At 43.7% G+C, this 24,413-nt stretch carries 19 protein-coding genes and 1 pseudogene; 3 read left to right on the top strand and 17 right to left on the bottom strand.

Features of this window, described 5'->3' with window-relative positions:
* Positions 1-328: 328 nt before the first annotated feature.
* The 6 genes and pseudogenes from R7Z47_RS27155 to R7Z47_RS05975 all read right to left on the bottom strand — a co-directional run.
* A pseudogene (locus tag R7Z47_RS27155) lies at positions 329-905 on the bottom strand (DUF4150 domain-containing protein); the annotation flags it as partial.
* A gap of 147 nt (positions 906-1,052) precedes the next feature.
* A complete protein-coding gene (gene icmH / locus R7Z47_RS05995; protein WP_005373354.1) occupies positions 1,053-1,844 on the bottom strand; it encodes a type IVB secretion system protein IcmH/DotU in 792 nt (263 codons plus the stop codon).
* Positions 1,841-3,166 (bottom strand): type VI secretion system baseplate subunit TssK, encoded by a 1,326-nt coding sequence (gene tssK, locus R7Z47_RS05990; protein WP_005373357.1) that lies wholly within the window; start codon positions 3,164-3,166, stop codon positions 1,841-1,843. The genes icmH and tssK overlap by 4 nt, the downstream gene beginning before the upstream one ends.
* 11 nt (positions 3,167-3,177) lie before the next feature.
* Positions 3,178-3,678, bottom strand: coding sequence for a type VI secretion system lipoprotein TssJ (tssJ, locus tag R7Z47_RS05985; RefSeq protein WP_213874283.1), 501 nt, complete (start codon positions 3,676-3,678; stop codon positions 3,178-3,180).
* A complete protein-coding gene (locus R7Z47_RS05980; protein WP_262607090.1) occupies positions 3,671-5,164 on the bottom strand; it encodes a type VI secretion system-associated FHA domain protein in 1,494 nt (497 codons plus the stop codon). Before R7Z47_RS05980 ends, tssJ begins: the two co-directional genes overlap by 8 nt.
* A gap of 9 nt (positions 5,165-5,173) precedes the next feature.
* Positions 5,174-5,773, bottom strand: coding sequence for a hypothetical protein (locus R7Z47_RS05975; protein WP_017633753.1), 600 nt, complete (start codon positions 5,771-5,773; stop codon positions 5,174-5,176).
* 503 nt (positions 5,774-6,276) lie between these two features.
* Between R7Z47_RS05975 and R7Z47_RS05970 the strand changes: the two genes are divergently transcribed.
* From R7Z47_RS05970 to R7Z47_RS05960, 3 genes are read left to right on the top strand one after another with little or no spacing between them, the layout of a single operon-like run.
* Positions 6,277-7,590, top strand: coding sequence for a type VI secretion system ImpA family N-terminal domain-containing protein (locus R7Z47_RS05970; RefSeq protein ID WP_005386112.1), 1,314 nt, complete (start codon positions 6,277-6,279; stop codon positions 7,588-7,590).
* Between the two features lie 27 nt (positions 7,591-7,617).
* Positions 7,618-11,007, top strand: a complete 3,390-nt coding sequence (gene tssM, locus R7Z47_RS05965) for a type VI secretion system membrane subunit TssM (RefSeq protein WP_318129891.1) — start codon at positions 7,618-7,620, stop codon at positions 11,005-11,007.
* Between the two features lie 31 nt (positions 11,008-11,038).
* On the top strand, positions 11,039-11,491 hold the full coding sequence (locus R7Z47_RS05960) for an Lrp/AsnC family transcriptional regulator (protein ID WP_005373369.1): 453 nt from the start codon (positions 11,039-11,041) through the stop codon (positions 11,489-11,491).
* Positions 11,492-11,545: 54 nt separating this feature from the next.
* Here R7Z47_RS05960 and tssG read toward each other — a convergent pair whose 3' ends face one another.
* The 11 genes from tssG to R7Z47_RS05905 form a co-directional block, all read right to left on the bottom strand.
* Positions 11,546-12,544 carry a type VI secretion system baseplate subunit TssG gene (gene tssG / locus R7Z47_RS05955; RefSeq protein ID WP_005373373.1) on the bottom strand — a complete coding sequence of 333 codons (999 nt, stop codon included), beginning with the start codon at positions 12,542-12,544 and terminating at the stop codon, positions 11,546-11,548.
* On the bottom strand, positions 12,541-14,289 hold the full coding sequence (gene tssF / locus R7Z47_RS05950; protein ID WP_017633756.1) for a type VI secretion system baseplate subunit TssF: 1,749 nt from the start codon (positions 14,287-14,289) through the stop codon (positions 12,541-12,543). The genes tssG and tssF overlap by 4 nt, the downstream gene beginning before the upstream one ends.
* 10 nt (positions 14,290-14,299) lie before the next feature.
* Complete coding sequence (gene tssE / locus R7Z47_RS05945) at positions 14,300-14,710, bottom strand: type VI secretion system baseplate subunit TssE (RefSeq protein WP_005373376.1); 411 nt, start codon at positions 14,708-14,710, stop codon at positions 14,300-14,302.
* Between the two features lie 61 nt (positions 14,711-14,771).
* Positions 14,772-16,247 carry a type VI secretion system contractile sheath large subunit gene (gene tssC / locus R7Z47_RS05940; RefSeq protein WP_005373378.1) on the bottom strand — a complete coding sequence of 492 codons (1,476 nt, stop codon included), beginning with the start codon at positions 16,245-16,247 and terminating at the stop codon, positions 14,772-14,774.
* Between the two features lie 8 nt (positions 16,248-16,255).
* On the bottom strand, positions 16,256-16,762 hold the full coding sequence (gene tssB / locus R7Z47_RS05935; RefSeq protein ID WP_005373381.1) for a type VI secretion system contractile sheath small subunit: 507 nt from the start codon (positions 16,760-16,762) through the stop codon (positions 16,256-16,258).
* Positions 16,763-16,788: 26 nt separating this feature from the next.
* Positions 16,789-18,363 carry a type VI secretion system protein TssA gene (tssA, locus tag R7Z47_RS05930; RefSeq protein ID WP_262607092.1) on the bottom strand — a complete coding sequence of 525 codons (1,575 nt, stop codon included), beginning with the start codon at positions 18,361-18,363 and terminating at the stop codon, positions 16,789-16,791.
* On the bottom strand, positions 18,350-20,350 hold the full coding sequence (locus R7Z47_RS05925; RefSeq protein WP_262607093.1) for a serine/threonine protein kinase: 2,001 nt from the start codon (positions 20,348-20,350) through the stop codon (positions 18,350-18,352). Before R7Z47_RS05925 ends, tssA begins: the two co-directional genes overlap by 14 nt.
* 237 nt (positions 20,351-20,587) lie before the next feature.
* Entirely contained in the window at positions 20,588-21,532 is a 945-nt protein-coding gene (locus R7Z47_RS05920) for a hypothetical protein (RefSeq protein ID WP_064369337.1), read from the bottom strand.
* Positions 21,525-22,517, bottom strand: a complete 993-nt coding sequence (locus R7Z47_RS05915; RefSeq protein WP_017633760.1) for a DUF2169 domain-containing protein — start codon at positions 22,515-22,517, stop codon at positions 21,525-21,527. Before R7Z47_RS05915 ends, R7Z47_RS05920 begins: the two co-directional genes overlap by 8 nt.
* Positions 22,498-23,817: a hypothetical protein gene (locus R7Z47_RS05910; RefSeq protein WP_238844320.1), complete on the bottom strand. Its 1,320-nt coding sequence runs from the start codon at positions 23,815-23,817 to the stop codon at positions 22,498-22,500. The genes R7Z47_RS05915 and R7Z47_RS05910 overlap by 20 nt, the downstream gene beginning before the upstream one ends.
* 111 nt (positions 23,818-23,928) lie before the next feature.
* Complete coding sequence (locus tag R7Z47_RS05905; RefSeq protein WP_130546348.1) at positions 23,929-24,411, bottom strand: hypothetical protein; 483 nt, start codon at positions 24,409-24,411, stop codon at positions 23,929-23,931.
* Positions 24,412-24,413: the final 2 nt, after the last annotated feature.

Raw genomic sequence — 24,413 nt, 5'->3', positions numbered from 1 at the left:
TCAGTTTGGATGTGATAAAGTGCCGAAACATAAGCATCAGAAAAATCTTTAGAGTGATTTTGACTAATCGCATAAGGAGACGATATACGGCTTTGCTCTAACACAATATCTTTAAAGTCATCATCACTGAAGGATGGGGACATCAATATCCCCCAGTCATTAGCAACCCCAACACGATCTTCCCAAAATGGCGAGCGGCGACCTGCGACAAACGTACAAAAATCATTCGGATCAGGGTAAGTTTCCGTCACAATATTTTCAGCTAAAGATTGGTTCGGGGTGTAAGAGTCTTGAGTTTCGCTGAGCACTAACCTGCATTCTTTTAGAGCGAGACCATTAACAGATGCTTTTCCGCTAGAATCCAGCACTCCACTCCCAATGACAGCACCTGAAGGCTCGACTAAAGAAAATTGTGCATTAGAGTAAGGGAGCCCATTTGGATATTTGCATTCTATATCCAGCGTATACGTCCCTTCCTGCTCTTCAGTCACAGAAACCGATGGGTTTTGTGCGCCACCCAAACACATAGTGTTGGCTTTGTTCATGGTCATTTGATCGGACAGACGACATACGCCCTTACCTTCAAATTTAACCGTTGGTGAGGCTGAAATGAATTTTGCTTCGGCTTCTATCGTGCCTGAGGCAACGCCTTTTCTATCACCGCCCGCATCGCCGGTACTTTTTGAGAACGTACTGCCCTTGATAGCGACACTGTTACCGCCATCCATAGAGACTGTCGTAGTCCCACCAGCAAGGTCTGCTGATTTAGCATTGTTGCCATAAGGGATAGGGACGACTGGCTTGCCGACCTTAGTTAAACAAACATCTGGGAGCGTTGCATTCGCTTCACCACCTGAGCCTTTATGAACTATCGAAAGTCCATTCGCACCAACTGTTACGCCCATAACCAATCCATTTGAATTTTATTGATTGAATGATAAAAGAGATCGCAAACTGCAATCTCTCTAAATAACTAGTGAATTTCACTAAAAGACCAGTGATATTCACAATAAGCCCTAAAACTGGCAGAAGATCTCATTTTAGATCTCTGGTTATCTATACATTTCAAGCAGTTGCTGAAATTTTAAGTCTATGACGATGTAGGTTGCCGCATACATAAGCGCAAACGTCATCGCACTAAGACTCAAGATCAGCTTGGGTGAAATTACCCTTTTCAACGGCTTCTTTAGATATTTAGCTTTAAGGTTGATTAAAGAAACTTTTTCTTGTTCTGCTAGGCGGTCATCTCGCACTAATCGATAAATGGTGCTGCCAATTTCCGCTAACTTTTCGTTGCCACGCTCTTCACGGCCGTACTTGCCTTGGAAACCAAGTTGAAGCAATAAATAGAGAAACTCTATAACGTGACGGTATTTGCGAGGGTCGGCTTTTAAGCGGTCGAGAATAACGAAAAACTTGTCACCACCAGATGTTTCGTTGTGGAACTCAGACAGTAAGCTGTTCTGGCTCCAGTGACTATTTGCCCCCCACTCTTGTCGACAAACAGATTCATCAATCGCCGCACACAAGCAGTAACGAATAACAAGAACCGAAGCACGATCGAGCTCCATTTCATTAAGTTTTCGTTCACCTTTTCGAATCTCACGTGCCACTTGTTCACGAAATGGCATCGGGTCATCAAGCCAAGGGATCGAAGACATACAAGACAGACTGGCGATCAACCATGAGAACTGGTCCACTAGCGGGTTAATACCCATGTTGTCGATAGATAGATCTTGTACTGCGATGTTTCTCGATAAGTCAGGCGCTGGCATTACCTCCATTGGTTTGCCAGGCTCTGGTTGGAATAAGACTACGGTGACGTCGGTTTCTGCGTAACTCATAGACGAACGGCCCAAAGTTGCAATGATAAGTTAGCGAAATCGCCCGCAACGTGAATCGCAATCGCAGCAGTGTTCTTCAATGCCATCCACTCTTCGCCCGTTTTATCGAGCTCGAAATAGGTGTAGCCAGCGTGATACGGCAGCGCGCGTGGCACAACTGGCATTGGTTTGATCTCAATCCCAGGCAGTTGAAGGTTAATCAAGTCACGTATGTTATCGATAGAACCGATCTTCGTTTGGCTGACAAACTGGGTATGCAGAACATCCAAGGTCACGTCGGCTTTAACCGCGAGGATAAAGGTTGTCGTATCAATGATCTTATTGTCAGGGATTGCTGCCGTTCTGATGCCATAGTTCTGATCTTTTAAGGTCAGTGGAATTGCTCTTTGCTCAGACATCACGCTCAATGTCATTTTCGCACTGTCTAGGACGCGAGAAAGACAGCTAGTAAGATCACCATGATTGTACTTCGTAAACTCAATAGGTCGGCGTGTCGTTGAGCACAGCGTCGAAAGCTCACCCTCTGCCTGAAGAAGAATTCGATACAAAGACTCAGGATGCACAGCTTCTGTGCTTGCGAAATGCCAAAACAAGGGTTCGTATCGGTTGAGCGCTTGCAATAGCATAAAGTCAGAAACCGATGATACGCCTTGTTGATCCACCACCCCTAATCGCTGAACTATCGATTCCGCGCGATGCTTCAACATAGAAGCAAACTCGGTCGCAAATTTACTCAGTACTGTCGACGCATGAATATCGATGCAGGTAGGAATGAAACTATCATCTAAGATCACGCTGCCATCAGGCTTCACTTCTGAGATCTTTAAGATCGGAATAGACGTGTAAGCACTCTTATCTTCATGATCGTACATTAAGCAAAAGTTAAGCTTACCGACGACGATATTTGCCATGTCTTCCGAATCATAACAAGCGTCAACCGCTTCTTGAGATTCCATCGTATAGCGCGCACCGTCTTTTTTGGTACCAAATAACTCAGAGCGTTCCGATGGTAACGGACAGCACAAATAAACGACTTTATCGGCAATCGAAGGATCTACATCTTTCACTTCAGGCAACTCGGCAAGCAACGGAAGCTCAAATGGTGTCCGGTCTTGTAAAATACCTTCAGCACGAGTAATACCGATTTTACCCAGTGCTAGTAACTGAGAGTTGATTTCTAAACGTTTAATTCCCCAATGCAAAGGCGATGCATTGGCACTCAGTAGGCTCGATAGTTTACTTTGCGAACGATCGAGTTGTTGAAAATGCTGCGGCTTCATGAACATTCCATCTTGCCAAACAACTGGATTGTATAAAGACATGTTTCTATCCCTTAAAAGTAAACCTGTTCAATGCCGCGAGTGTTATCAGAAATTAACTCACTGCCCTCTAACTTGAGCTTGATGTAGTACTCGCTCTTCTCTTCAATAACTTCCACTTTTCGCCATGACGAACCATCAATATCACGAAAAGCCACTGAAAAACCGACGGCACGAGTGTCAGGGTCTAGCGTTAGCATTTCATGAACTTTTCCACCTGGCTGTATTTGATATTCGTAACGTTTGATGTACTCATCACCCAACGACGCTTTATCGTTTTCAAACAGCGCAAAGAAATCTAAGCTTCGGAACAATACTGGCGAACTTAATTCGTGAAGACGGAGAATAACTGGAGATGACTGGCCCCCATTTCTCACATTGAGTACAGGTGATGCCTCAATAACCAATTCAATCGACGAAGTTTCTGGTGTGATACCAGTGGACTCTTTAAATTGATCCCACATGGAACAACCGGACAACATGGCAAATCCGAGTAATACGGCGATACTACGCATGGTTTCCCTTAATCACTTTGTTATAGTTTTTCTTAATCAGCCCTTTTAAGGATGTTTCATTAAGCAGGCGACGATTATTAGTGTAGAAATCTAGGTATTCGGTCCACAGCTTTGACTTAGTTGAGAACAAAGACTGGCTAGTGACCCTGTTAGCAAATGCTACGGGATCGTTCGTTTCTGACTGTTCTAAAATGAGCTCATTCAGTGCTTTGTTAAACATAACTTGGTGGTCGTTCAGCTCATCGAGCATTTGTTCAACCAGTTCATTTGGAGCCAGTAATTGCTGACTATTCAAAGTGAGCATTAGCTCTGCAATGTTCGAGTTAGCCTCACTCGCACTCTGCTCATCTTTTAACGATTCCACTTCGTGCAACTCTTTCTGTAGGTTATCAATACATAAACGCAAGCAAGTGCCCATTTGCTTGAATAACTGCGCCTCGTTTGTCATCAACTCTGGGTTTCGAATACCCAAACCATCAAAAAACGCTTGCGCTATATCTTGAGAGCAAACGGCCGCATCAGTATCGACTTGTGCTTTCGTCGTACTGTTTATCGCGTGCTCTGCCGTAGGTATTTGAAGTTGCTGATTAGTGTTAGGAGAAGGCGTAAAAGATTGGGTCATCTCTTCCCATTTTGACCCTGTGTTAGCCTGCTCTACGACCATCTCAGTAACATTAGGCGTACGATGTTGTCTTTGAATCGTGCTATCTGGGGCTACTGTGCCAGGTTGCATCACCTCAGCTGAGGCAATATCGGCTCTATGTACCTTACCGCTTTCTGGCGCTAATGCATCATTGACTGATGCGTTACTCTTGGTTTCCACAGCCATCCAGTCTTCAGGGATTAGGCTTGGTTGATCAAATTCGGAATATATGCTGAAACTGTCATCGACCACCTGACGTGTGCTTTCCACGGTTCTAGGTTGTTCAGATTCTGTACGCTCATTATCACGAATTAAGTAATCGTCATCTCGCTGCATCGAAAAGTTAAGGTGAGCAACAGGATCATGACAATCAATGTCATCCTGTTTAGTCTCCATAAACAAATCTTCTAAGGCACCGACTTTTTCTTCCTCTTCGACAACCGCATCTCCTAGACTAACCAGAGGATCGCTAGATACTCGCTCAGGAGCAATATCAGCGGCGATGTCTAGTGTTGAGGTAACGTGCTCAAGAGAAACACCAATCTCATATTGCCCTAAATAAATGATGTCACCATCAACTATCGCAACGGGTTGATTTTTTAGTATTTTATTCCCATTTACCATTGTGCCGTTAGTTGATACGTCACTTATATAGTAGGTATCTCCATACACGCTGAGCAAACAATGAGTGCCCGATATAAAGCGGTTGTGATCGGCTAAAGACACGCTACAGCTTGGGGAACGACCTATCGAACCACCACTTTCAGGCATTTCAATATGCTTTGCACCGGTGTATTCCTCTGGACACTTTGAGATAAATAAAACTAGCTGATTTGAGTACATTTACGAACCTCAAAAGAGCAAAGAAACTGATAGTTCAAGCCCACCAATTCCATCATTTACAACCGGAAGGATATAAGAGGCCTGCGGGATAATTTGTATATGGGCGTCAGGATTACTGCCTAACTTTATAGCAGTACCAAGGGTCACAACCGCACCTAACTCAAACTGGTCGATGTCTTCAACACTCTCATAACGATAGCCCTCTTGGTCTACTTGCCAGCGATTAGAATATTGCGAGTAACCGACAGACAAGCCCGCACCAACGTATGGCGTGAAAACACTCCAAGAAGTCAACGCATATTGAGGAACAACACGAAGTTCATAGTTCGTCGCTTCTTGATATAAGCCGTTTGCTGGCGCTTCAATATCTTCTGCTAGATAGTTTAGCCCTAACCACCAACGCCAACGGTTATTATTTTCATCAATAGGACGAGTATGAACCAAGCCGAACCTAAGCGTATCCTGCTCACCACTTTTACCTTCATCGTATTTAATGCTATCGATAGTCAACATACTGGTAGAGAGTCCATATCGCTCCCCTTTTGCCATTGCAACAGAAGAAAATAGACACATGGCTGAAATCAGCCCAATTTGACTTGGTTTTAGCATTTCGTCCCTCTAGGAAAACCGATATTCTACTTAGAGGCGAAAGATATCAATTATATTCTCTTTTTCAATAAGCCTAAAAAAACACCTATAATTTAATACATTTCAACTATCAGGTTGGTTGTTTTACCTACAAACAAAAACTAAAGAACCGACTACAGATTAAGTGACGAGACAGTAAATCTTTCTATTTAAATAGAAGTCACAGAATTTGATTGCTAATTGAACAAACCGTAATCTCCGATAACAATTTAGTTACTTTTTAATCAACGTTCTCATCTTCATATATAAGTTTCTTCTTATAAATAGACTTAACTATTGATATTAATATTATGAACAAAGATCACACTAAAAGTAATTTAATTTCTTTTAATGAATTTTTATTATCTAATCCGCTTATTTTGTCTATAGAATTGCGTCAGATGTGCACTGCTTATAATTTAATATAACAGTAGTGAAATCCTATATAACTTAATACTTCTATATGATCAGTTGGAACTTTCTTTATGTTTTTTACCGACTTCGCTCGAAGACCAATCGATGAAAATAACCCAAGCGGCTCTAATCCTAATGGTTCTGAGGATTTTGACGAAATTAAACGTCAAATAAACAACCTGAATAAAGTCACAGGGAGAGTCTCGTGGAAAACGGTTCAAACACTCTCAAAAAAGATCTTGAGTACCCAAGCGAAAGACCTACGTTGTTGCTGTTACTTTACCGTTGCGTCAACCTATAACGACGGCTTAAGAGGCCTTGTTGAAGGGTTAAACTCAATACTTGATGTGTGTGTCGTATATTGGTTCAACGCGTATCCAGAGCATTCAAAGTCAAAGGCACGAATGAGCGCTATTGAATGGATGGTAGAGCATACTGAAAAACGAATTAATAAGCATCGAGCGTTACCAGAAGAGCTTCCATTGATAGAGGCAGCACATCAATTATGCTTGAGGATTGAGGAAGAGCTTCGTCTTCATTACGGTATTGAAGCGCCGTCATTAGGTCGCATTCGCCGTATTTTGAATCAATGGATTGAGCAGATAAAAGAACAACAGATTGCGGCTGAGTTACGCGAGAAAAAACAAGCCAACACTAGCGCTCCTGCAGCAACGCAGAAGGCACCTGAAATTAAAGTGAATGTGTCTCCCTCTCCGGCACCGGTGTCATCACCCAACCTAAATAGCCAAGAGAAAGCATCACCGGCAAAGTCTGGTCGATTTATGATCTACTTCGTTATTGGTTTGATTGTTACTGCGATATGTTCACATTTCATGTACGAGCAACAACGTTATCGAACATTGGAACAAAAAATTAATCAAGCTTCACTTAATGAACTTGTAAATTTGGTCGCCTCGTTAGATTACGAAAATAAAAAATATGCTCAGTCATTGAAAACGCAGGCCATTAATCGTGTCGATATTATGATGAATAACTGGTTTTTAGACTCGGCAAAAGTAAGTAACGTCAGCGAGCTCGATAGCTTGACCAATGAATTAATCGCGATCTATCCGGATTCGTCTTCTGCACAGCAACTACGTCAGAACTTTTTGACACAGAGCGCCCATTTAGAAGACCAGTTTATGGATGTTTATAAGCGATTCTCAGACGCAAGAACGGTGTTTGCCAACGTAGCTAGACAGAATGTAGATAAGAACTCTGAAAAGGCGTACGAATACAGTAACTCGTTATTCCCGCTTTTAGGTCGTATTGAATACGCTGAAAAGTATTCACAGCAAAAGGAAATTGACCGCGCAACCCTTTTACTGAACATCTACCTATATAAATTGAGTCAGCTACAAGCTGAAAAAACTGACAATAAATAACAATACAATTAAAGAAGTTTTAGGCTTATGTTCAAACAAAAACTGTTTAGAAATCCAGTGGTGATTTCTACTATATTGATGTTTTTAGTGGCTGTAATTATCACCACTATTTATCTGCTTTTTCTTGACGAAATCGATCAACTTTATCTTTGGCTGACCCTTGGTGCTATCGCCATTGTTTACGTCACTTTTCAATTCACATTATGGTTGAAGAAAAAGAACAACGCTAAAGCTCAACATTTGGAAACCGAGGAAGAAGCACTTTCTATGGTTATCCAGCCTCTTCTTGCTAACTCAGGCAAGAAACCAATTTACCTGATGCTTGGTAATAAAGGGTCAGGGCGACGTCAATTTTTATTTAATTCTAGTGCAATCAAACCGATGGATCGCACTAGAACCGCTAAGAATGACTTTTTTGAATGGTACGAATCTGACAGCGCTGTATACATCAAACCAGACCAACGCTTAGTGTTCCAGGAAGTATCAAGCAGTGATGCTTCTTTATGGAATACGTTCATTGAAGAAGTTATTCATCATCGACCTCGAAAGCCATTTTCTGGGTGTCTATTCTTCACCGATTTCGAGTTCATGATCGTCTCTGAGCCAGAGCAAAAAGAGTACACCATTTCGTCGTTATTGGCGCGCTTGAGTACCATCAACTCTAAAACGTCTTCAGCATTGCCAATCTATTTGATTATGTCAAAGCTAGACAAGTTAGATGGCTTTAAAGAATACATGCACTTTAGCTCTCTCAAGACACGTGTTGAGTTCCTCTCTATCCCACTAAAAGAAGCCAAAGGTGTATTTGCAGAGTACTACCGCGATAGCTATCGAAATCTAGTGAGAGTGCTTGAAAGTAATGCGCTAGATGCATCCGCTAATTCAACGGACATTGATGAGAAACAAGCAATACTCGCTTTCCCTAAGCAGTTTGAGCTATGTCAGTCTGAGGTCAGCTATGTGCTTGAGCGTCTATGTGATGTTAACAACGGTGTCTATTCACTAGACATCCGTGAGATTTTCTTTAGTTCGAGTCTGCAAGGCGGTCGCAAGTACAATTTACTTGCAAAAAGTTGTAGTAATTACTTCAACTTACCTATTATCGCGTCAGAGCATACTCAGTTAACAGAAACGCCTTATTTCTCTCGCTTTCTGATTGATTCACAAATATTGCCGGAAAGCGACTTTGCGGGCGAAAACAAGACGTATCTTCGTCTAATTCAGAGACAAAGCCGTTTGGCAATACTCGGCTCTATTATCCTGCTTACTGGGGGCAGTTACTTCTTTTTCACGACATTAGACAGTAACTTACATGTGATGAATCAACTCTTGAGTATCGATGACAAATCACAAGTGGAGCAAGATGCAAGATTCGATGAGCTTTTAGCGAAGGCGACGAAAGCAATAGAGCCTTCTTATGGGGCGTGGCTTAAAGGTTCTAAGGCTTTGGATGAAGAGATATTACCACTCAACATTAGCCGCTTGGATCAAAGCACTCGCATCGCTTACGAAGCATTACTTAAGGACGTTGCTCAACAGTTGATACCTCTCATTGAGAAAGGTTACCGTCTACAACTGACACAAAATCAAAACACTTTTACACGCGCTTTACCTCTATTGAAGGGGTATCTAATGCTAAACGATCCAACAAAGCGTGATATCCGTTTTTTGCGTCATCAAACTCTCCAAATGATGAACGATTTGAGCAACCAAAGTGACGTCGTCAATCAGGCGATGCGTTATTTGGACGCTTACTTTCGCACACAGTTTGATCCAATTGATATCAATATGGATCTTGTTCGCGCAACACGTCGCTCATTGCTAGCAAATTCGAATGTTGATCTCGTTTATGCAGGCATTTTAAACGAAGCAAATTCGATTGATTTAGGAACCCTAGATCTGCAACGAGCTGTGGGTTTTGAGTTTAGCAATGTATTCAACACACCAATCGATAGTGAACGCTTGATCGTAGATAAGATCTATACCTCCACTGGTTTTAGCACTTTTTATCGACCACGCGTGGACCTAATGTCACAACAAGTCATCAGTGACAACTGGGTTTTAGGTCTGTCACAACACGTTATTCCTACTAGTGAAGAACAAGAAGCCTTCAAAGAGGAAGTACGTAAAAAATATACTGACGACTACATCAGTAATTGGCGCAATGCGCTGAGTGAACTAAAAGTCCAGAACTATGACAATGTCGGCGATCTAACGAACGCGATAGACTTAATCTCGGGCCCTTCTTCACCAATGACAACCGTACTGAAGCAGGTCTATGCCAACACACAATTTTCACCCGTTGGTGAAAAAAATGCTCTGATTTCAAAGCTAGACCCGAAACTCGTGGCAGCGGCAGACTCCGCATCAGACGTAGTAGAGGAAGTAGTTAAGCCTGATTACTTGTTGATGAAACGTGTTGAACAAGCTTTTCACTTATTAAACCAACTTCAGGTCAGTGAAACACCAAACTCCCCTACTCCTTGGGATGAGACCGTAACAGCGCTAAGCCGTGTTCGCACGTATATGAAAGACATTGCTGATGCACCTGACCCGCAAATGGCGGCGCTAGCGGCAGCTCAGCATCGAATGAACAGCAGTGAAGCTGACCCATTAATAAAACTTAAACAGATTGCCCAAAAATCACCGGAACCCGTTCGTAGCTGGTTGTTAGATGTGGTTCAACAAAGCTGGTCAGTCATGATTAAAGAGTCCGCTAAAGGCATTCAAACCCAATGGTACAGCGAGATTTACACCAAGTTTAAAGAGATAGGGCTAGGACGATACCCATTTGATCTAACAGCGACCGAGGAAATCTCAATTGAAGATTTTGAATTACTGTTTGCTTCAGGTGGCTTGTTAGACACATTTATTCAGAAAAATTTTGCACCGTTCTACGATACCAATTTGTGGACGCCAAAACAGGTGGATGGCGAGACGATGCCAATCTCTCCGGCTCTGTTAGTGCAACTGCGTAACTATAACGTTATTCGAGACACATTAATTAATAAAAGCACTAACCGCGTTCATATTCCGTTTAGTGCAAGAGTACTCGATCTTGATTCTAGTGCGATTAGAGCGAGCTTAAAAATTGCAGATACCAATATAAGTTACTACCACGGTCCAAGCCGCATTCGTGAAATGGCATGGCCACCGCAAAATGATGACTTCAATATTAGTATCACACTCCAGGATGTAACCGATGAAGGCAGACAGCACGTTTTAAATAAGAGTGGTCAATGGGCGATATACAGATTGCTAGGTGACTCGACCTTGACAAACACTCATAACGGCAGCTTTGTCAGTGACATAAAAGTGTCAGGGAGGGACTTGAGCTTACGCATCACTCCGTTGACACAGAAAAACCCATTCACTCTTGCTGAGCTGTATAACTTTACGCTCCCTGAGTCGATTTAATAACAATATAAAAACAAAATAGGCAGAACACATGATTTCAAACATGACTTTACAAGGTTTAGATAAATTAGATCGAAAAATACTTTCAAGTCTATTGTCGAATGGGCGAGAGTCGATTGCGAATCTATCCCGAAACATTGGTTTGTCTCGAACAGCAGTAGCAGAAAGAATTAATCGTTTAGAAAAGACCGGTATTATCAAAGGCTATACCGCACAGATTCGTGTAGAAAATGAAGGGCGAAAAGCCGCTAGTTATCTACTGATCTCTTGTGAAAAGGGTAAGAAGAATGATGTAACGAATGCACTTAAAGAAATCCCTGAGGTTCGCTTAACGAGCGTTGTTGGTGGCAACTTTGATATTATTGCTCTAATTGAAGCGCCCGACCTGCAGTCTATTCATCATCTTTGTAATGAAATTGAATCATTTAACGGCATTCAAAGGCTTGATACTACCGTTGTACTGCATCAGCCGATCAGTCGTTAAGCTTTTCTGACCTCTTTGAGGAAAACATAAAGGGCCGCTCGTTGAGCGGCTTTCTTATATGCTTCCGATAAGTCGAATTTTGGCGTCTTTATCACCTGGGTTGCCAAGCCAGAACGTTTGACCTAGTTGGTTCCCTTCTCCATTACCCAGTTTGTTTTCTGGAATACTGTCTAGGTTAACTGTCAACTTTAGGTCCCACGACATTGGGTCACGCAGAATAAAGCGCATCAAGCCCACCAGCGTCTTATGTAACTCACCATCGTAGGAAAACTGCTTAAACGTTTCAAAATCAATGTTGTCGATACACAAGTTAAACTTGCCGTTCAAATCCGCAATGCTTTGTCCCAAGTGTAAGCTTTGTCCCAATACACAATTGGAACGATTGAGTTTGTTACGCTGGCTTTCAGCGATTTCTACGCGTCTATAAACCCATTCTTCGATTCGCACATTCGGCAGTGAAAAGTAGTGCGAAACAATACCGGAAATAAGCTTAGGTGAACGTGTACGCGTAGATAACTGGTTCACGTAAGACAGAACCTTCGCTCGATCTAACTCCGCGACTTCGCAATCTTGCATAACGCTAGAAAGACCAGCCAAATGCAGTATGCGCCCAGAAAACGCATCGCTTGCCCCGCTTTTGTACTGCACGTGATATCGGTATTTCTTCCAAACACGATACAGTAAGCTTGTATAGCGGTTGTGGAAAAAGTCGAAGAAGTCCTTCACTGGGTTATCATCGGGATCACGACCGACGAGTTTCTCAGTGTAAGACGCAGGTAGGGGCGAGCTTGAACCATGCAAGCCAAGAAAGTTCGTCTCAATACGTGAATATTGCTGTCCGTTTCTTTCCATATGAGTAATAAAGTCCATATCACTCTTTGGAAAGCACAGGTTTGGCGACACGCTGAACTCAATTCGCTCTTGGTGAAAGTATTTGTTCTCGCCCACGGCAACAAAGTTTGAGTTTGGCTCCAGCTGGTAGTGTTTCTCTAACAGCAACACCGCTTGGTAGAAACTAAACTCATTCGACTTATCAGAAAGTGTATTAATCATAGTATTGTCTGCTGCCCGATTAGGCTTGCCCAGTTGTAAACCTCGCCCGTCGCTTCATCGAACACCTCTAGTTCGGTAAAGGAGTTCACACTCGAATACAAACGGATAAATTCATTCAATACCGTGGCCATAAGGAACATATCGCCTTCATTTACGAAGAACTTAGAGTCCGTCACGAGCTTGAATTGGTTACCACGCACAGATACACCACGAAATACGCGATCGATTGGTTTCATCTCTGAAGAAATAATGCCATCAAGTCGATGAATCGACGCGCGGTGGGCTTGTCTATCGACTCGAGAGTGGAAGTCGTAAGTCGAGAGCAACACTTTCAACACATCGATATTGGCCAAAGACAAGTAGTTGAGCGACATGTTGGCAATCAACTGCCATTGAAGTTCACCATTAACTTGAGGACTTACTGACTGTGTTGGCTTAGTAATGTTTTTAAACGTCGCATACGTTGGCGACTTGTGCGTCGCGTACGTGATGTCCCCTACTGACAGGCGCTCCGCTAAGTCCGCGTTACTGCATTGCAGTTTCATCAATACTGTTTCAGTCCCTAAATCCGCGATGTCGCCATTGTGAGTATGGAATGAGATATAGCGCTCTAACCCTCTTCCGCTTACTCGCTCACCTACTTTGGATTTGTAGAACTCTCGCTTATCACGTTGGTTGATTTGGTGCTCAAACGACTCAAATTCGATTAATGGTTTACGACGGCGTTCGTCCTTACTCCAACTCTCCACTTGCTCAATGGAATAAACCTCGTAATGCTCTTGAGTGTTACTTTGTGGACGCACCTTGTACTCGTTTCGTCGATGCTCTAAACGGATTGGATCGCCGTCTTTTTCAAACAAGTTAACCGCAGGTGTGCAGTGCAACCTTAAGTGTTTATCTTTAAGTACCACTTCTGAAGGCAAAGCACGCTTAAAGTGGAATTTGATTTTGACCGTGCTGCGTTGCGGAATGCCTTTTAGCCACTCTAAGCCTTTAATGTCGAAGAACATGAACTTATCTGGCAAAGAGAAGAATTCTTGCAGCAAACGGTAGCCTGCAAAGGAGTTTTTGCTGTAAGGCAGCAGCGCCTCGTCCTCTTCATGCCCGACTGGCTTAACGTACTCTGGCCCTAAACGATGTTTGTAGCCACCACCAACATCCAACTCGACGTAATCTAGATAACGGAACAGCCATAAGAAGACAGTGCGAGTAATATGAATCTCACCATGCAGGTGCAAACGCAACGTATCTAAACCGATACGAGACAGCTCAAGGCCATGCTCCGTCGATAACGTCACATCAATCATCGAGCTGGTGCGGCTGTTAGTTTGTTCAATGTTAGTAATCGTAATTGGGTATAGATTGACGTCATAACAAGTACGGAACAAACACTGCGTGCCTTCTACCTGCTCGCTGGCCATTTCCGCACCACGTTTCACCACGGTTTTCTCAGTAACACTTCCGGTATGCGGTTTTAGTTCGCTAATACACAAAGACGGAATCGAACGCATGTAATGTGGCCACAGCAAAGTCATCAGAGATTGCGTTAGCTCAGGAAGTTCATCGTCAATCTTTTCGCGGATGCGTCCGGTCAAAAAAGCAAAACCCTCCAGCAATCGTTCGACATCTGGATCAAAAGTTCCTTCAGAGAGAAAGTGAGTTAACTTCGGATGATATTTGGCAAACTCACTACCCGACTCGCGTAAATACGTGAGTTCATCTTGAAAGTATTTACTGTTACTCAAGTGGCACCTACTAAACGTTAAATTGGCCGTCGGTTCCCATGTAGACATCGATCGACATTGGGACTTTACCGCCGTTATGGGAAACTTCGCCGCGAATACCAAAGCCGAGTTGTAATGGATTATGGTGGTCTTCACGGTAATGAACCTCGACATTCAGCAGTCGGGGCTCAAAGCGTTCTATGGTTGACGTGATGTTTTTTTGAATATGGCGAACGAGGTTTGTGTTGTTAGAAAGTACGTCGTTAAAATCTGGCAGACCATACTCATTGTCGATCATTGCGTTGCCGGAATGCGTATTCAACAAGTCAGCGAGATGCGAGTGAATGGATTCAATCAAATGCTTATGAGACACCACTTTCTCGTAGCAGTTTTTTGGTTCTCCTAGCTCGATCCGCTCTAAAAGACGGTAACCTTTTTCCATATGCGATCCTACGAAAAAAGCAGCCAGTCTTCACTGGCTGCTTGATGGTTTCAGTAATGGGTTATTGGTCTAGCTTACCAACTAGAGACAAGTCGAAGCTTGCGCCCATGTACTTGAAGTGAGGACGTACAGACATCGATACTTTGTACCAGCCTGGATCGCCTTCTACGTCTGATACTTCAACCTTCGCAGCGCGAAGTGGGCGGCGACCACGAACTTCCGCTGGCGGGTTCTCTTGGTCAGAAACGTATTGACGAATCCACTTGTTCAATTCGATTTCTAGGTCAGAACGCTCTTTCCAAGAACCAATTTGCTCACGCTGTAGCACTTTTATGTAGTGCGCTAAACGGTTGATAATGAACATGTAAGGAAGCTGAGTACCTAGCTTGTAGTTCATCTCGGCTTGTTTGCCTTCAGGCGTGTTCGCAAACACTTTTGGTTTTTGAACAGAGTTTGCAGAGAAGAACGCCGCGTTGTCAGAACCTTTACGCATGGTTAGCGCAATGAAACCTTCTTCTGCTAGCTCATACTCACGACGGTCAGAAACCAGGATCTCGGTTGGGATCTTAGTCTCGATTTGCCCCATAGCTTCAAAGTTGTAAACCGGTAGATCTTGTACAGTACCACCGCTTTGAGGGCCAATAATGTTCGGACACCAACGGTACTTAGCAAATGATTCACTGATCTTAGACGCCATCGCGTACGCTGAGTTGCCCCATAGGTAATTATCATGGCTGTCTGTCACTTGCTCATCGTAGTCAAACGCCTTGATTGGGTTATCTTCAACAGAGTAAGGCGTACGAAGCATAAAGCGAGACGTACATAGACCTAGGTAACGTGCATCTTCGTGCTCACGCAGACCACGCCATTTCGCGTACTGTGGACCTTCGAATACAGACTTAAGATCTTTTAGGTTTGGCAGCTCTTCGTAGCTGTCTAGACCAAAGAATTTAGCCGATGCAGACGTGATGAATGGTGCGTGAGACATTGCACCTACGTTCGCCATATATTCCATCAGTTTGATGTCAGGCGACGAAGCAGACATAGCGTAATCACAAATGACGGCGCCAACAGGTTTACCACCGAACTGGCCGTATTCACGTGTGTAGATTTGCTTGTACAGGCCAGACTTCACCACCTCTGGAGCGTCTTCGAAGTCATCAAGAACTTCGTCTTTCTTCGCAGAGATCAGTTCGATTTGAATGTTCTCGCGGAAGTCAGTGTGATCAACCAGGTACTTAAGGCCACGCCACGTTGATTCAATCGCTTGAACTTCTTCGTTATGAAGAATTGCATCAACTTGCTTAGACAATTTTTGGTCGATTTCAGAGATCATCAGATCAACCAGAGATTGGTCGACTTTCTCTGTGTTCGAACTGCTTAGTAGCTCACTGATGAATGCTTCTACGCCGCGTTTTGCAACGTCAAAACCTTCATCACTTGGCTTTAAACGTGTTTCGTTAAGAATGCTATCCAGAAGTGAGCCTGATTCAACTAAGGCTGCTTCTTGTTCTGGCGCTTGTGCTTCTGCAGACATGATATCCCTTACTCTTCTTTCGCGTCTTGGTCGTTGCCAATGCTTAGTTCATCCAACAGTTTCTTTCTCGCTTCTTCATCTTGAAGAACCGATGCGATCTTCTTACGGAACGCAGGAACATTTCCTAGAGGACCTTTCAGTGCAACCAAGGCTTCGCGAAGCTCAAGTAGGCTGTTTAGTTCAGGTACACTTTTCGCGATCGCTTCAGGAGAGAAGTCCTTCATATTTTGGAACGTCAGATCAACTCCAATCTGGCCGCCTTCTTCATCAGAAAGACGGTTTTCAACGTTGACTTTAACGTTTGGAGACATGCCCTCTAGCACTTCGTTAAAGTTGTCTTTGTCGATGTTAATTGGAGTACGTTCTTCAATTGGTGTCTCATCTGCACGCGCAGTAAAGTCGCCAACTACCATCATGCTTAGCGGCAGCTCTACGTCTTCTTGCGTATCGCCAGTTGCTGGAACATAACGGATATTAATTCGCTCTTTAGGAGCCACCGAGCCGTCACGTGACATAATTCGTTCCTTATCTAACTCTTTAATTAGTCGTAAATTGCTTTCCACTCTTCATACTTCTCAGGTAGAAGATCCTTGCTTCCAAATAACCGATGGAGTGTTTTTCGAATTAGGTCTTCTAACTGTGACGATAAGTGGGGTTCCCAGCTCGCGAGATTAAACGCTTTTTGTACTTCCCACCCCTTCTCAAGATACGGCAAACACAACGGGTATAATCCAACAGACTGGTAAGCTGCTATCAATTGTAAATACAGCATGAACTGCCCACGTCCCGAGCTATCCAGCTCAAGTTTGCGGGCAAGCTCTGCGGCACATTCCCCTAGATTTTCTAGAGTGATATCCTCCACTGGCAGCGAGTCTTCCTGCGAAATCACAACCGTTTGAACAACGGGTTGAGAAGTCGAAGAAGTAGTATCTTGAGTCGATAACCAGCTCAAGGTCGCTTCATCTGCAAATGGTATAGAATTCTTAAATGAGAGGTGCTCGATGCCCTCTAGTGATTCAACAAAACGCGTCACTTCTTGTTTCACAGCAAGCGCTGCATCATCAAAGCCCAAGTTATTAAGCATCGAATACACGAAGTAATGGCCCGTCAGCCAAAACGGCGCATCCGTTAATGTGCGCTCCAAACGCTTAATGGTGTCGATGTCGCTTTCTTGTTCAGCTTTATCTCGGTATTCCGCTTGTTGATCGGACGACACTGCCAAGCTCAAAGGCGTTTGATTATTTTGGTGGTCGGGTAGACCATCAATGTCATCCCAAGTCAGATGACGATAAATCCGGTAAGCCAGCGGATCACTTGGGTTCGCATGAAGCATGACTTCCGCAACCTTCTTCAAGGTGCGCTTAGAAGCCGTCGGCGAAGAGAAGTCCGTATCGACATCGACTTCTTTTGCTACCGCTTTCTTAACTGGCGCAGGTTTAGGGGCCGGCGGAACCGCCTTCACCGGTGCGGTTTGCACTTCACTCTGCGCTGGCGTTTCTGCGGCGGCAGGCTGCGTAGCTGGTGCAGGCGCCGCTTGTTCGACGTTAACGACTGCTTCATCGCTCTGCTCATCAGCCGCCGCTTGTTGAGATAAAACATTGAGTTGAGTGCGAATCTCAAAGAAATCCGCTTCTGAGTCTTGGTAAACCTCGTCGTACTGGCGCTGCACTTCTTCAATAGTCGAAATGCAGTTTGATACCAAATCCCATGACTGAGCACTTTCCGCTAACTTGCTGCTGACCAGTTTAAACTGATGGTTCAACCATTCGACCGCGCCATCTCGACCCCGCTTTCGGGAAGGATACAATTCAACGCCAAAGCGACTTAACGCCTCACTAAGCAGCTTTAGACCTTGTTCAAAGCCTTGCAGACCAAACTCTTCTGTTAGCGCGCGAACGAGGTAACAAATGGCTTTTAAGTCTTTACTGTGGTGCTCTAGAACTTCAGTCGCGTGCGTTTTTACTACGCTCCAATCTACTGTTTCGCCAAACAAGGAACCGAATTTCTTCACTTCGGATTCCATCATTTCATAGCAAAACTCGTAACGGGCATCATTACCCACTGGAGATTCATCAGAAATAGGATTAAGCAGACGATCGATATCAATGTTGGACAAAATTCACGTCTCCTTCAGTCAAGTAATCTCTCAACGCACGCGCTACCGCAATTGCGCCATTTGCTGGCTTAGATAATCGATGGCTCTGCTCAATTGCATCCGACGCCATGCTATCTAGAATTTTCGTGATTTCTGTAAATTTGCTTGGTGCATTCCGTTCTAAATCGGCAAGGGATTCATGTAGCTTTTGTTTGTCGTAAACGGATTGCTCCATCACGGTGCTAAACAAAATAAATTCGCTTCTTGCGACGATTAAATCCTTTATTTTTTTGTCTAGTTCTGGCGTATTACCGAAGTAGGCTTTGGCTAATTCAGCTTCTTCAATTGCTTTGGTGTAAAAGTGGGCCTCTGCATGTTTATCGATGGAGTCATTAATATTTTCCATCACAGTCTTTGGTAAGATTTGGTTGTAGAAATAGGCTTGTGACTGGTTTAACAGCCATGCCTCTTTCATTTCATTTTCTGCGAGCTTAGCTTCACCATCTAAAATTAAGCGAGCAATCTGCTTATCTCGACTGCCAGCTATGGCAGATACTTTCATGGAATCGATAGACGCGACATTTAATCCAGACATCACTTTAGTCAACGCCTCATCCGCATATGGAAACAGGGCACCGTCACGAACAAGGGTTTCTCGCAAGGTGACAAGCTCCTTACGTAATTCGACTAATGCCAATGGTAAGCCATCCGCTAACGATTGATACGACGTTAACTGAGCCTGTTTTTCTTCATATAAATTCGAGAGGCTTAACTGCTGAGCTTGATATGCTGTTCGATAAGCTACTGTCATATCAATACTCTGAGTAGCTTGAGACAATTCTTCTTTGATTTTCCATGGAGGCTGAGCCAAAAAAGAAGCCGTTTCAGAGGGCGTAATAACGTGAGTTACAGTAGTGACACCTCGGGAAAAAATGGCATCCAATTGATCTTTATTCTGTTGATACAAATAACTTCCTGCTGTTGCCAGCACACTCAACACTAAGCTCGCCTCTAATATTTTAAAGCGACCATACGCCGTTTTATCATTTGGCTTACAGTGTGTAAGCAGCAAGTCCGCGTTACGCAAGCTACTGAAAATTGGTGCGTTAGAATTTGAGCTAATTGATTGCGTATCGATTCGCGCTAACTGTTGAGCAAAAGAAATAGCGGTATAGCCATGCCCTCTTGGTTTGTTGATGACTTCTTTCAGCAATTTCCAAATATGAGCCGGGATCAAAGCCGGACGCTTTCGATCTTTTAACTGCTTATTCCAAGCATCACCAAATATTGATCCTAAAAATAGGTGTCCAGCGAGCAAAGCGAGAGAGTAAACATCATCTTGCGGTTCCGCGATGCCAGTTTCTATATAAAGAGGGGAAGCGTAGCTCAAGCTTGCTTCTGCGTAAGGTTCTGTCTCTCCAATGTAACGAGCAGCGCCGAAATCAATGAGCTTAACGTAATCGCCTTCACTCACTAATACGTTAGATGGTTTAATATCAAGATGGCAGATACCTCTTGTATGCATAAACTCTAGAGCGCCAGCGAGTTGATACACCAACCAAGCGATGTGGTCGTGGCGGAAGCCTTTAGAAGAATGACGCTCCATTTTTTCTGCCAGTGATTCACCTTGGATCCACTCGTACATCAAATATGGGCGTTCGAATTCGTTGCCGATTTTTACAAAGTTAGCCACGCTAGGGTGTTGAGAAAGCTCCAGCCTGCTCGCTTCGTTAATCAACATTTTGCTCGCAAATTCTGGCGAGTCATCATTGATAACTTTGCAACAGATTTGCTTCTCTGGCTGCCCTTTTTTTGCAAGATGGTAAACCGTTGTCTTACCATTTTTAGAAGGAAGCTTGTCTAATACATCAAACTGTGAAAAAAGCACGTACTCAAGCTTCGGCTTATTTTTTTCTGCTAGCCTTTGCTCATTCAGTTTCTTTTTCTCAATAGCTTTAACAACCAACTGATCGATATATCCTTTGGCTGTACTCTGATTATTAGACACTTAGTACTCTTTCATAGAATAAATATTATTAGAGTTGAATAATATTTTCTTGAACGTACTTGTATCAAGGTTGGTATTTAAAACAAACAGTAAGCCTATTATTTTAGTTATTATTACTAACTTATTAGACTTTTTTACTTACGCTTTCACTGCATGAGTTATACGCTTTTTCGTGTTACAAACTTCAACCTAATAATATGAGTATATTTTCATTGCTATTTGATCGATGAGTGCCCACTAACATTGCAGTAATTGGAGAACTCCTTTGTCACCATGAAAGTCGAACATTAACAACGTAGTTGGTTGCTTAAAGTGGTGCTCTCTGACCGCAAAGGCAATTAAAGCGAGAGAAGAACAACTGCCCATCGTGCCCCACAACTCATTGATAAGCTGCGGTTGTTCTGGGTTCGTGAATCGTTCTGCTTTCGCCCCCAGAGCAAAGCCGTAATCTTCCGAATGCATGCGCAGGTTCGTCATATCGGAATACACTTCACCAAATGAATCGAGCTTTTTACTCGCACGTTGAACAAGTCGAAACATGCCTCTTCGGTCTGAAGTGTTTAATTCCGTATCAATGTAGCCAAGCTGCGCTTGAGGCTTAAGTTTCAATGTTTCTACGGTGTTTTTTCGACAAAGAATTAAACCCGCCCCACCCTCGCTCGGAATAACGCCCCATGGATTATTGGTACTCATTACCATCGCATCGTCGATGAGTGTTTGCATCGAACTCACCAAGGAATCGACACTGATACACATCATAGCATCATATTTATCCAATGATTTCATGGCCTGGAGAACGAAACTAGGCCCACTGGCATGAACAGCATTCACCACAGAGAGAAATTCAGCATAGTTACTTTCACCAAGCCATTCTTGCAGCTTTACTAGAGAAACAGACACAGGCACCGCTATAAGCAAAGGTATTGGTCTCAATGAACGTGGTAACTGTGCTAATAATGAATCAAGCAAGTGGGTGATTAACTCACACGTTTTTTCAAACTGCTCACTTTCTTTGGTGTATTCGATTTTGGCGTAAGTAAAACGCTCGATACCATCATCCCCTACACATTGGTCGAATCTTCCTAAATCAGCATACGAAACTGCACTAGCAATATCTAAATTCATACCGGTTGGCGTCATCACTTCCATCCCTAGCACGTAACGGCCTGTTGAATTATGCATGCTCGCTTACCTCTTCCAACTTAGTGATGGATGTCGACACCAACAAATGCTCCTTGCCCTGACAAGGAAACGCAGCGGTGTAACTGATTGATATAGTTTTCTTTTCCGCATCAACGAATAAGGTGTACATCGCCATATCAGCTTGATAACTTTGATCTTTGAACGTCGCGATCGCACGGTATTTTTCTTTAGGAATTCGAAATGAAAGCGTGTCATCATGACAAAAGCCACTCATCATCAAACGCTCCCCCCCACGAAGGAAGCCTTTGCACTGTTGATCAATAGGCGCGCTTTGGAAGAACCGCTTATCAAAATCGAGTGGCAACATTGGCTTGCGATTCTCAATCCAATCGTCATCGAACGTGCCGGCCAGCTTCTGGCGCGACTCAAAGAACGGAGGCACAGGCCCGAACCCCGCAACGCGTAGCTTTTTCGCGGCGGCACTCCAGTCCTCTCGGGGATAAAAAATCGAGGGTACTTTCTGTTCAAGCAATTCTTTGTTGGAGTCGGCAACCCCACCACCTATTCGGTTACGTAAATCACCGCCTACCGCGCAAGTGTAATCAATGTCTTTTTCAATAAATGGGACTGGATTGCTCAGCGTGATACTGCCAGCATGCTCAACCCATACGCGTTCCCCGTGAATAGCGAGAATCTTATCGATATGACCATCAATCAACACGCGACACTCTTGGTATGTCACTGGCTTTTTCGCGTAACTGCGCGCTTTGCCGTAAACAAGTACATCTGTGTTGTCTTTGGTATACGCGAACTCGTGGTCAACTTTCATCGCAGAGAAGCCTTCTTCGCCCAAATATTGGGGATCATCGAAGATTTCACTTTCACCTAATTCGTGCCAAACCACACCATCGAATTGCCATGTGCGTTTGGCGACCACAACCCACACTTCATCGCCGTTTTCGTCACGTTGAAAACGACCTTTAAGTGATAGCTCAGGGTGCGCCTCAATATCCCATAACTGCATTGCTATTCCTTAAGTTGAATCGTTCGCTCGCAGAAGGTGCGGCCTTTAAATTGTTAAAGTTCCAGTCTTGTTGATGAATCGGCATTGCCATATCCCAAGGCACGTAGGCTCTGGATTGAATACAGAGTTGAAGCCATAGCCAATAGCGGAACAGCACATCAACGTTAGAATCTTGCATCGCAGCTAACGTAGACTCGAAGCTCAATGCGTAACCCAAGCGGCTTGGTAGATTTTGGATATATTTTTCATCTTCCACCCACTCATTGAGCAGATCGACGATCTCTTCCCATTCATACTCGACACCAACATCTTGCGGATTCAGAGGAAGAAGCTTTCCGTAGACGACATACAAGGCTTGAAGCCAAATTTCACCTTCAGCTTCCTCCAGACTTTCCAAGTGCTCGATGATTTGGGGCACCAGTTTCCAATCGCCACTCAGCGCAAAATCAACAGGTGCTAATGAAGAAGAGATATCAAACGCCTCAAACTCTTTTAACTCAAGCAACTTGGCATAAGTGAGCACTTGCGCTGATGGTAATCTATTTGGTTCGATGCCAAAGCTCTGACGGAACCAAGTGCCTCTGTCACGTTTGGTAATCAAACGTTCAAATAGGTATTGTTCGCTGCCTGCATTGTCATTAAGCCAATCAATCCCCTCTTTTACGTCTTGTAAAGCGAGCAGTGGCAAAGCAACTTGAGAGCTAATGATGCTGGCTTTGTGCCAGCGCTTGATGAGAGAAACACTTAATGTTTGACGTACACGTAAGCATTCAAAGTAAAACGCACTGGATGTCGCATTACCCTCAATAAGCTCCGAAAGCGTACTATCCATAGATTCAACCGGAGATTGTACGGCAATGACCATTGCAGTTTTAGCGTCAATATCTTCGAGTAAACTCAATCCGCACAAAAGGTTATCCAACTCTGAGCCCAACTCCCCCTGTAGCATCAGCCAGCTGTAAATTTCTGGCTCCTGGCCTCTTAACTGATGAATCAACCCCGGTGCTAGCCGATAAAACGACAAGTACACCTGCTTCAGTTCTTCAATTTGGCGTTCGATCAGATTGAGATACGCCAACTCACGACTTGGATAACCCCTTTTGTGAATTTGAACTCGCTGCCTGATTAAAAACCCGATACTTTCAGAAGCAATGGATAGCTTTTCATTACAGAAATCCAGCCATGTTACTGGCAACTGGGAAAGGTCATTCACAGCGCGCTCAGCTTTTGCTAACGCGCCTTCGACTTCTTGATTGGTTATGGGTGCCTTTAGGTGCTCGACACCGATTCTTTGTCGCATCTAGTTATCCGTTATTAGCGTGCCATAACGCGATTGCAATTAGTTAACTCGAAGTAATTAGCTCACTTGGCGTGACTTGTTAACACAAAACCATTAGCTAACGCTAGGTAGTTAGTTAATTGCGATCGTTCCGCCTTGAATTTTTTGTGCTTTTTCTGCTTGAGAAGTGACGTACTTCGCTTTAGTGGTAATTCGTCCATCGCGCCCGCTATAGCGAGTTTCTGTCTCACCACTTTTGACTACCAACTCTTGTTCTGTCTCGATAACCATCTTCTTCGCTCGCAATACAAACTCGTCAGAGTCATCCAGAATGGAGAAGAAAATGTCCGTCACAAGAGGCAAGCTTAAGTCGTCGTTCAAAAACTCAACTCGACAACTTAATCGATTATCGATAGCCATTTGCAGTTCAGAACGACGAAAGCCACGTCCTAGTCTCGCAGTGAGTGGCTGCTTAAATGGGTTACCGTCAAAATCAACTCGCACACTGCCCATAGACTCATTGATAGCCACTATTCTTCCAAAACGCGAAAAGCAAGCCGTTGATTCGGCTTGCTGCTCTGATATTACTTCTGTTGTAAGAGGTTGTTTTTCCATTG

The organism is Vibrio sp. 1641, from assembly GCF_033339995.1.
Classification (GTDB): Bacteria; Pseudomonadota; Gammaproteobacteria; order Enterobacterales; family Vibrionaceae; genus Vibrio; species Vibrio alginolyticus.
The sequence above is the reverse complement of the archived record's forward strand: the minus strand, read 5'-3'. Positions and strand labels throughout refer to the sequence as shown.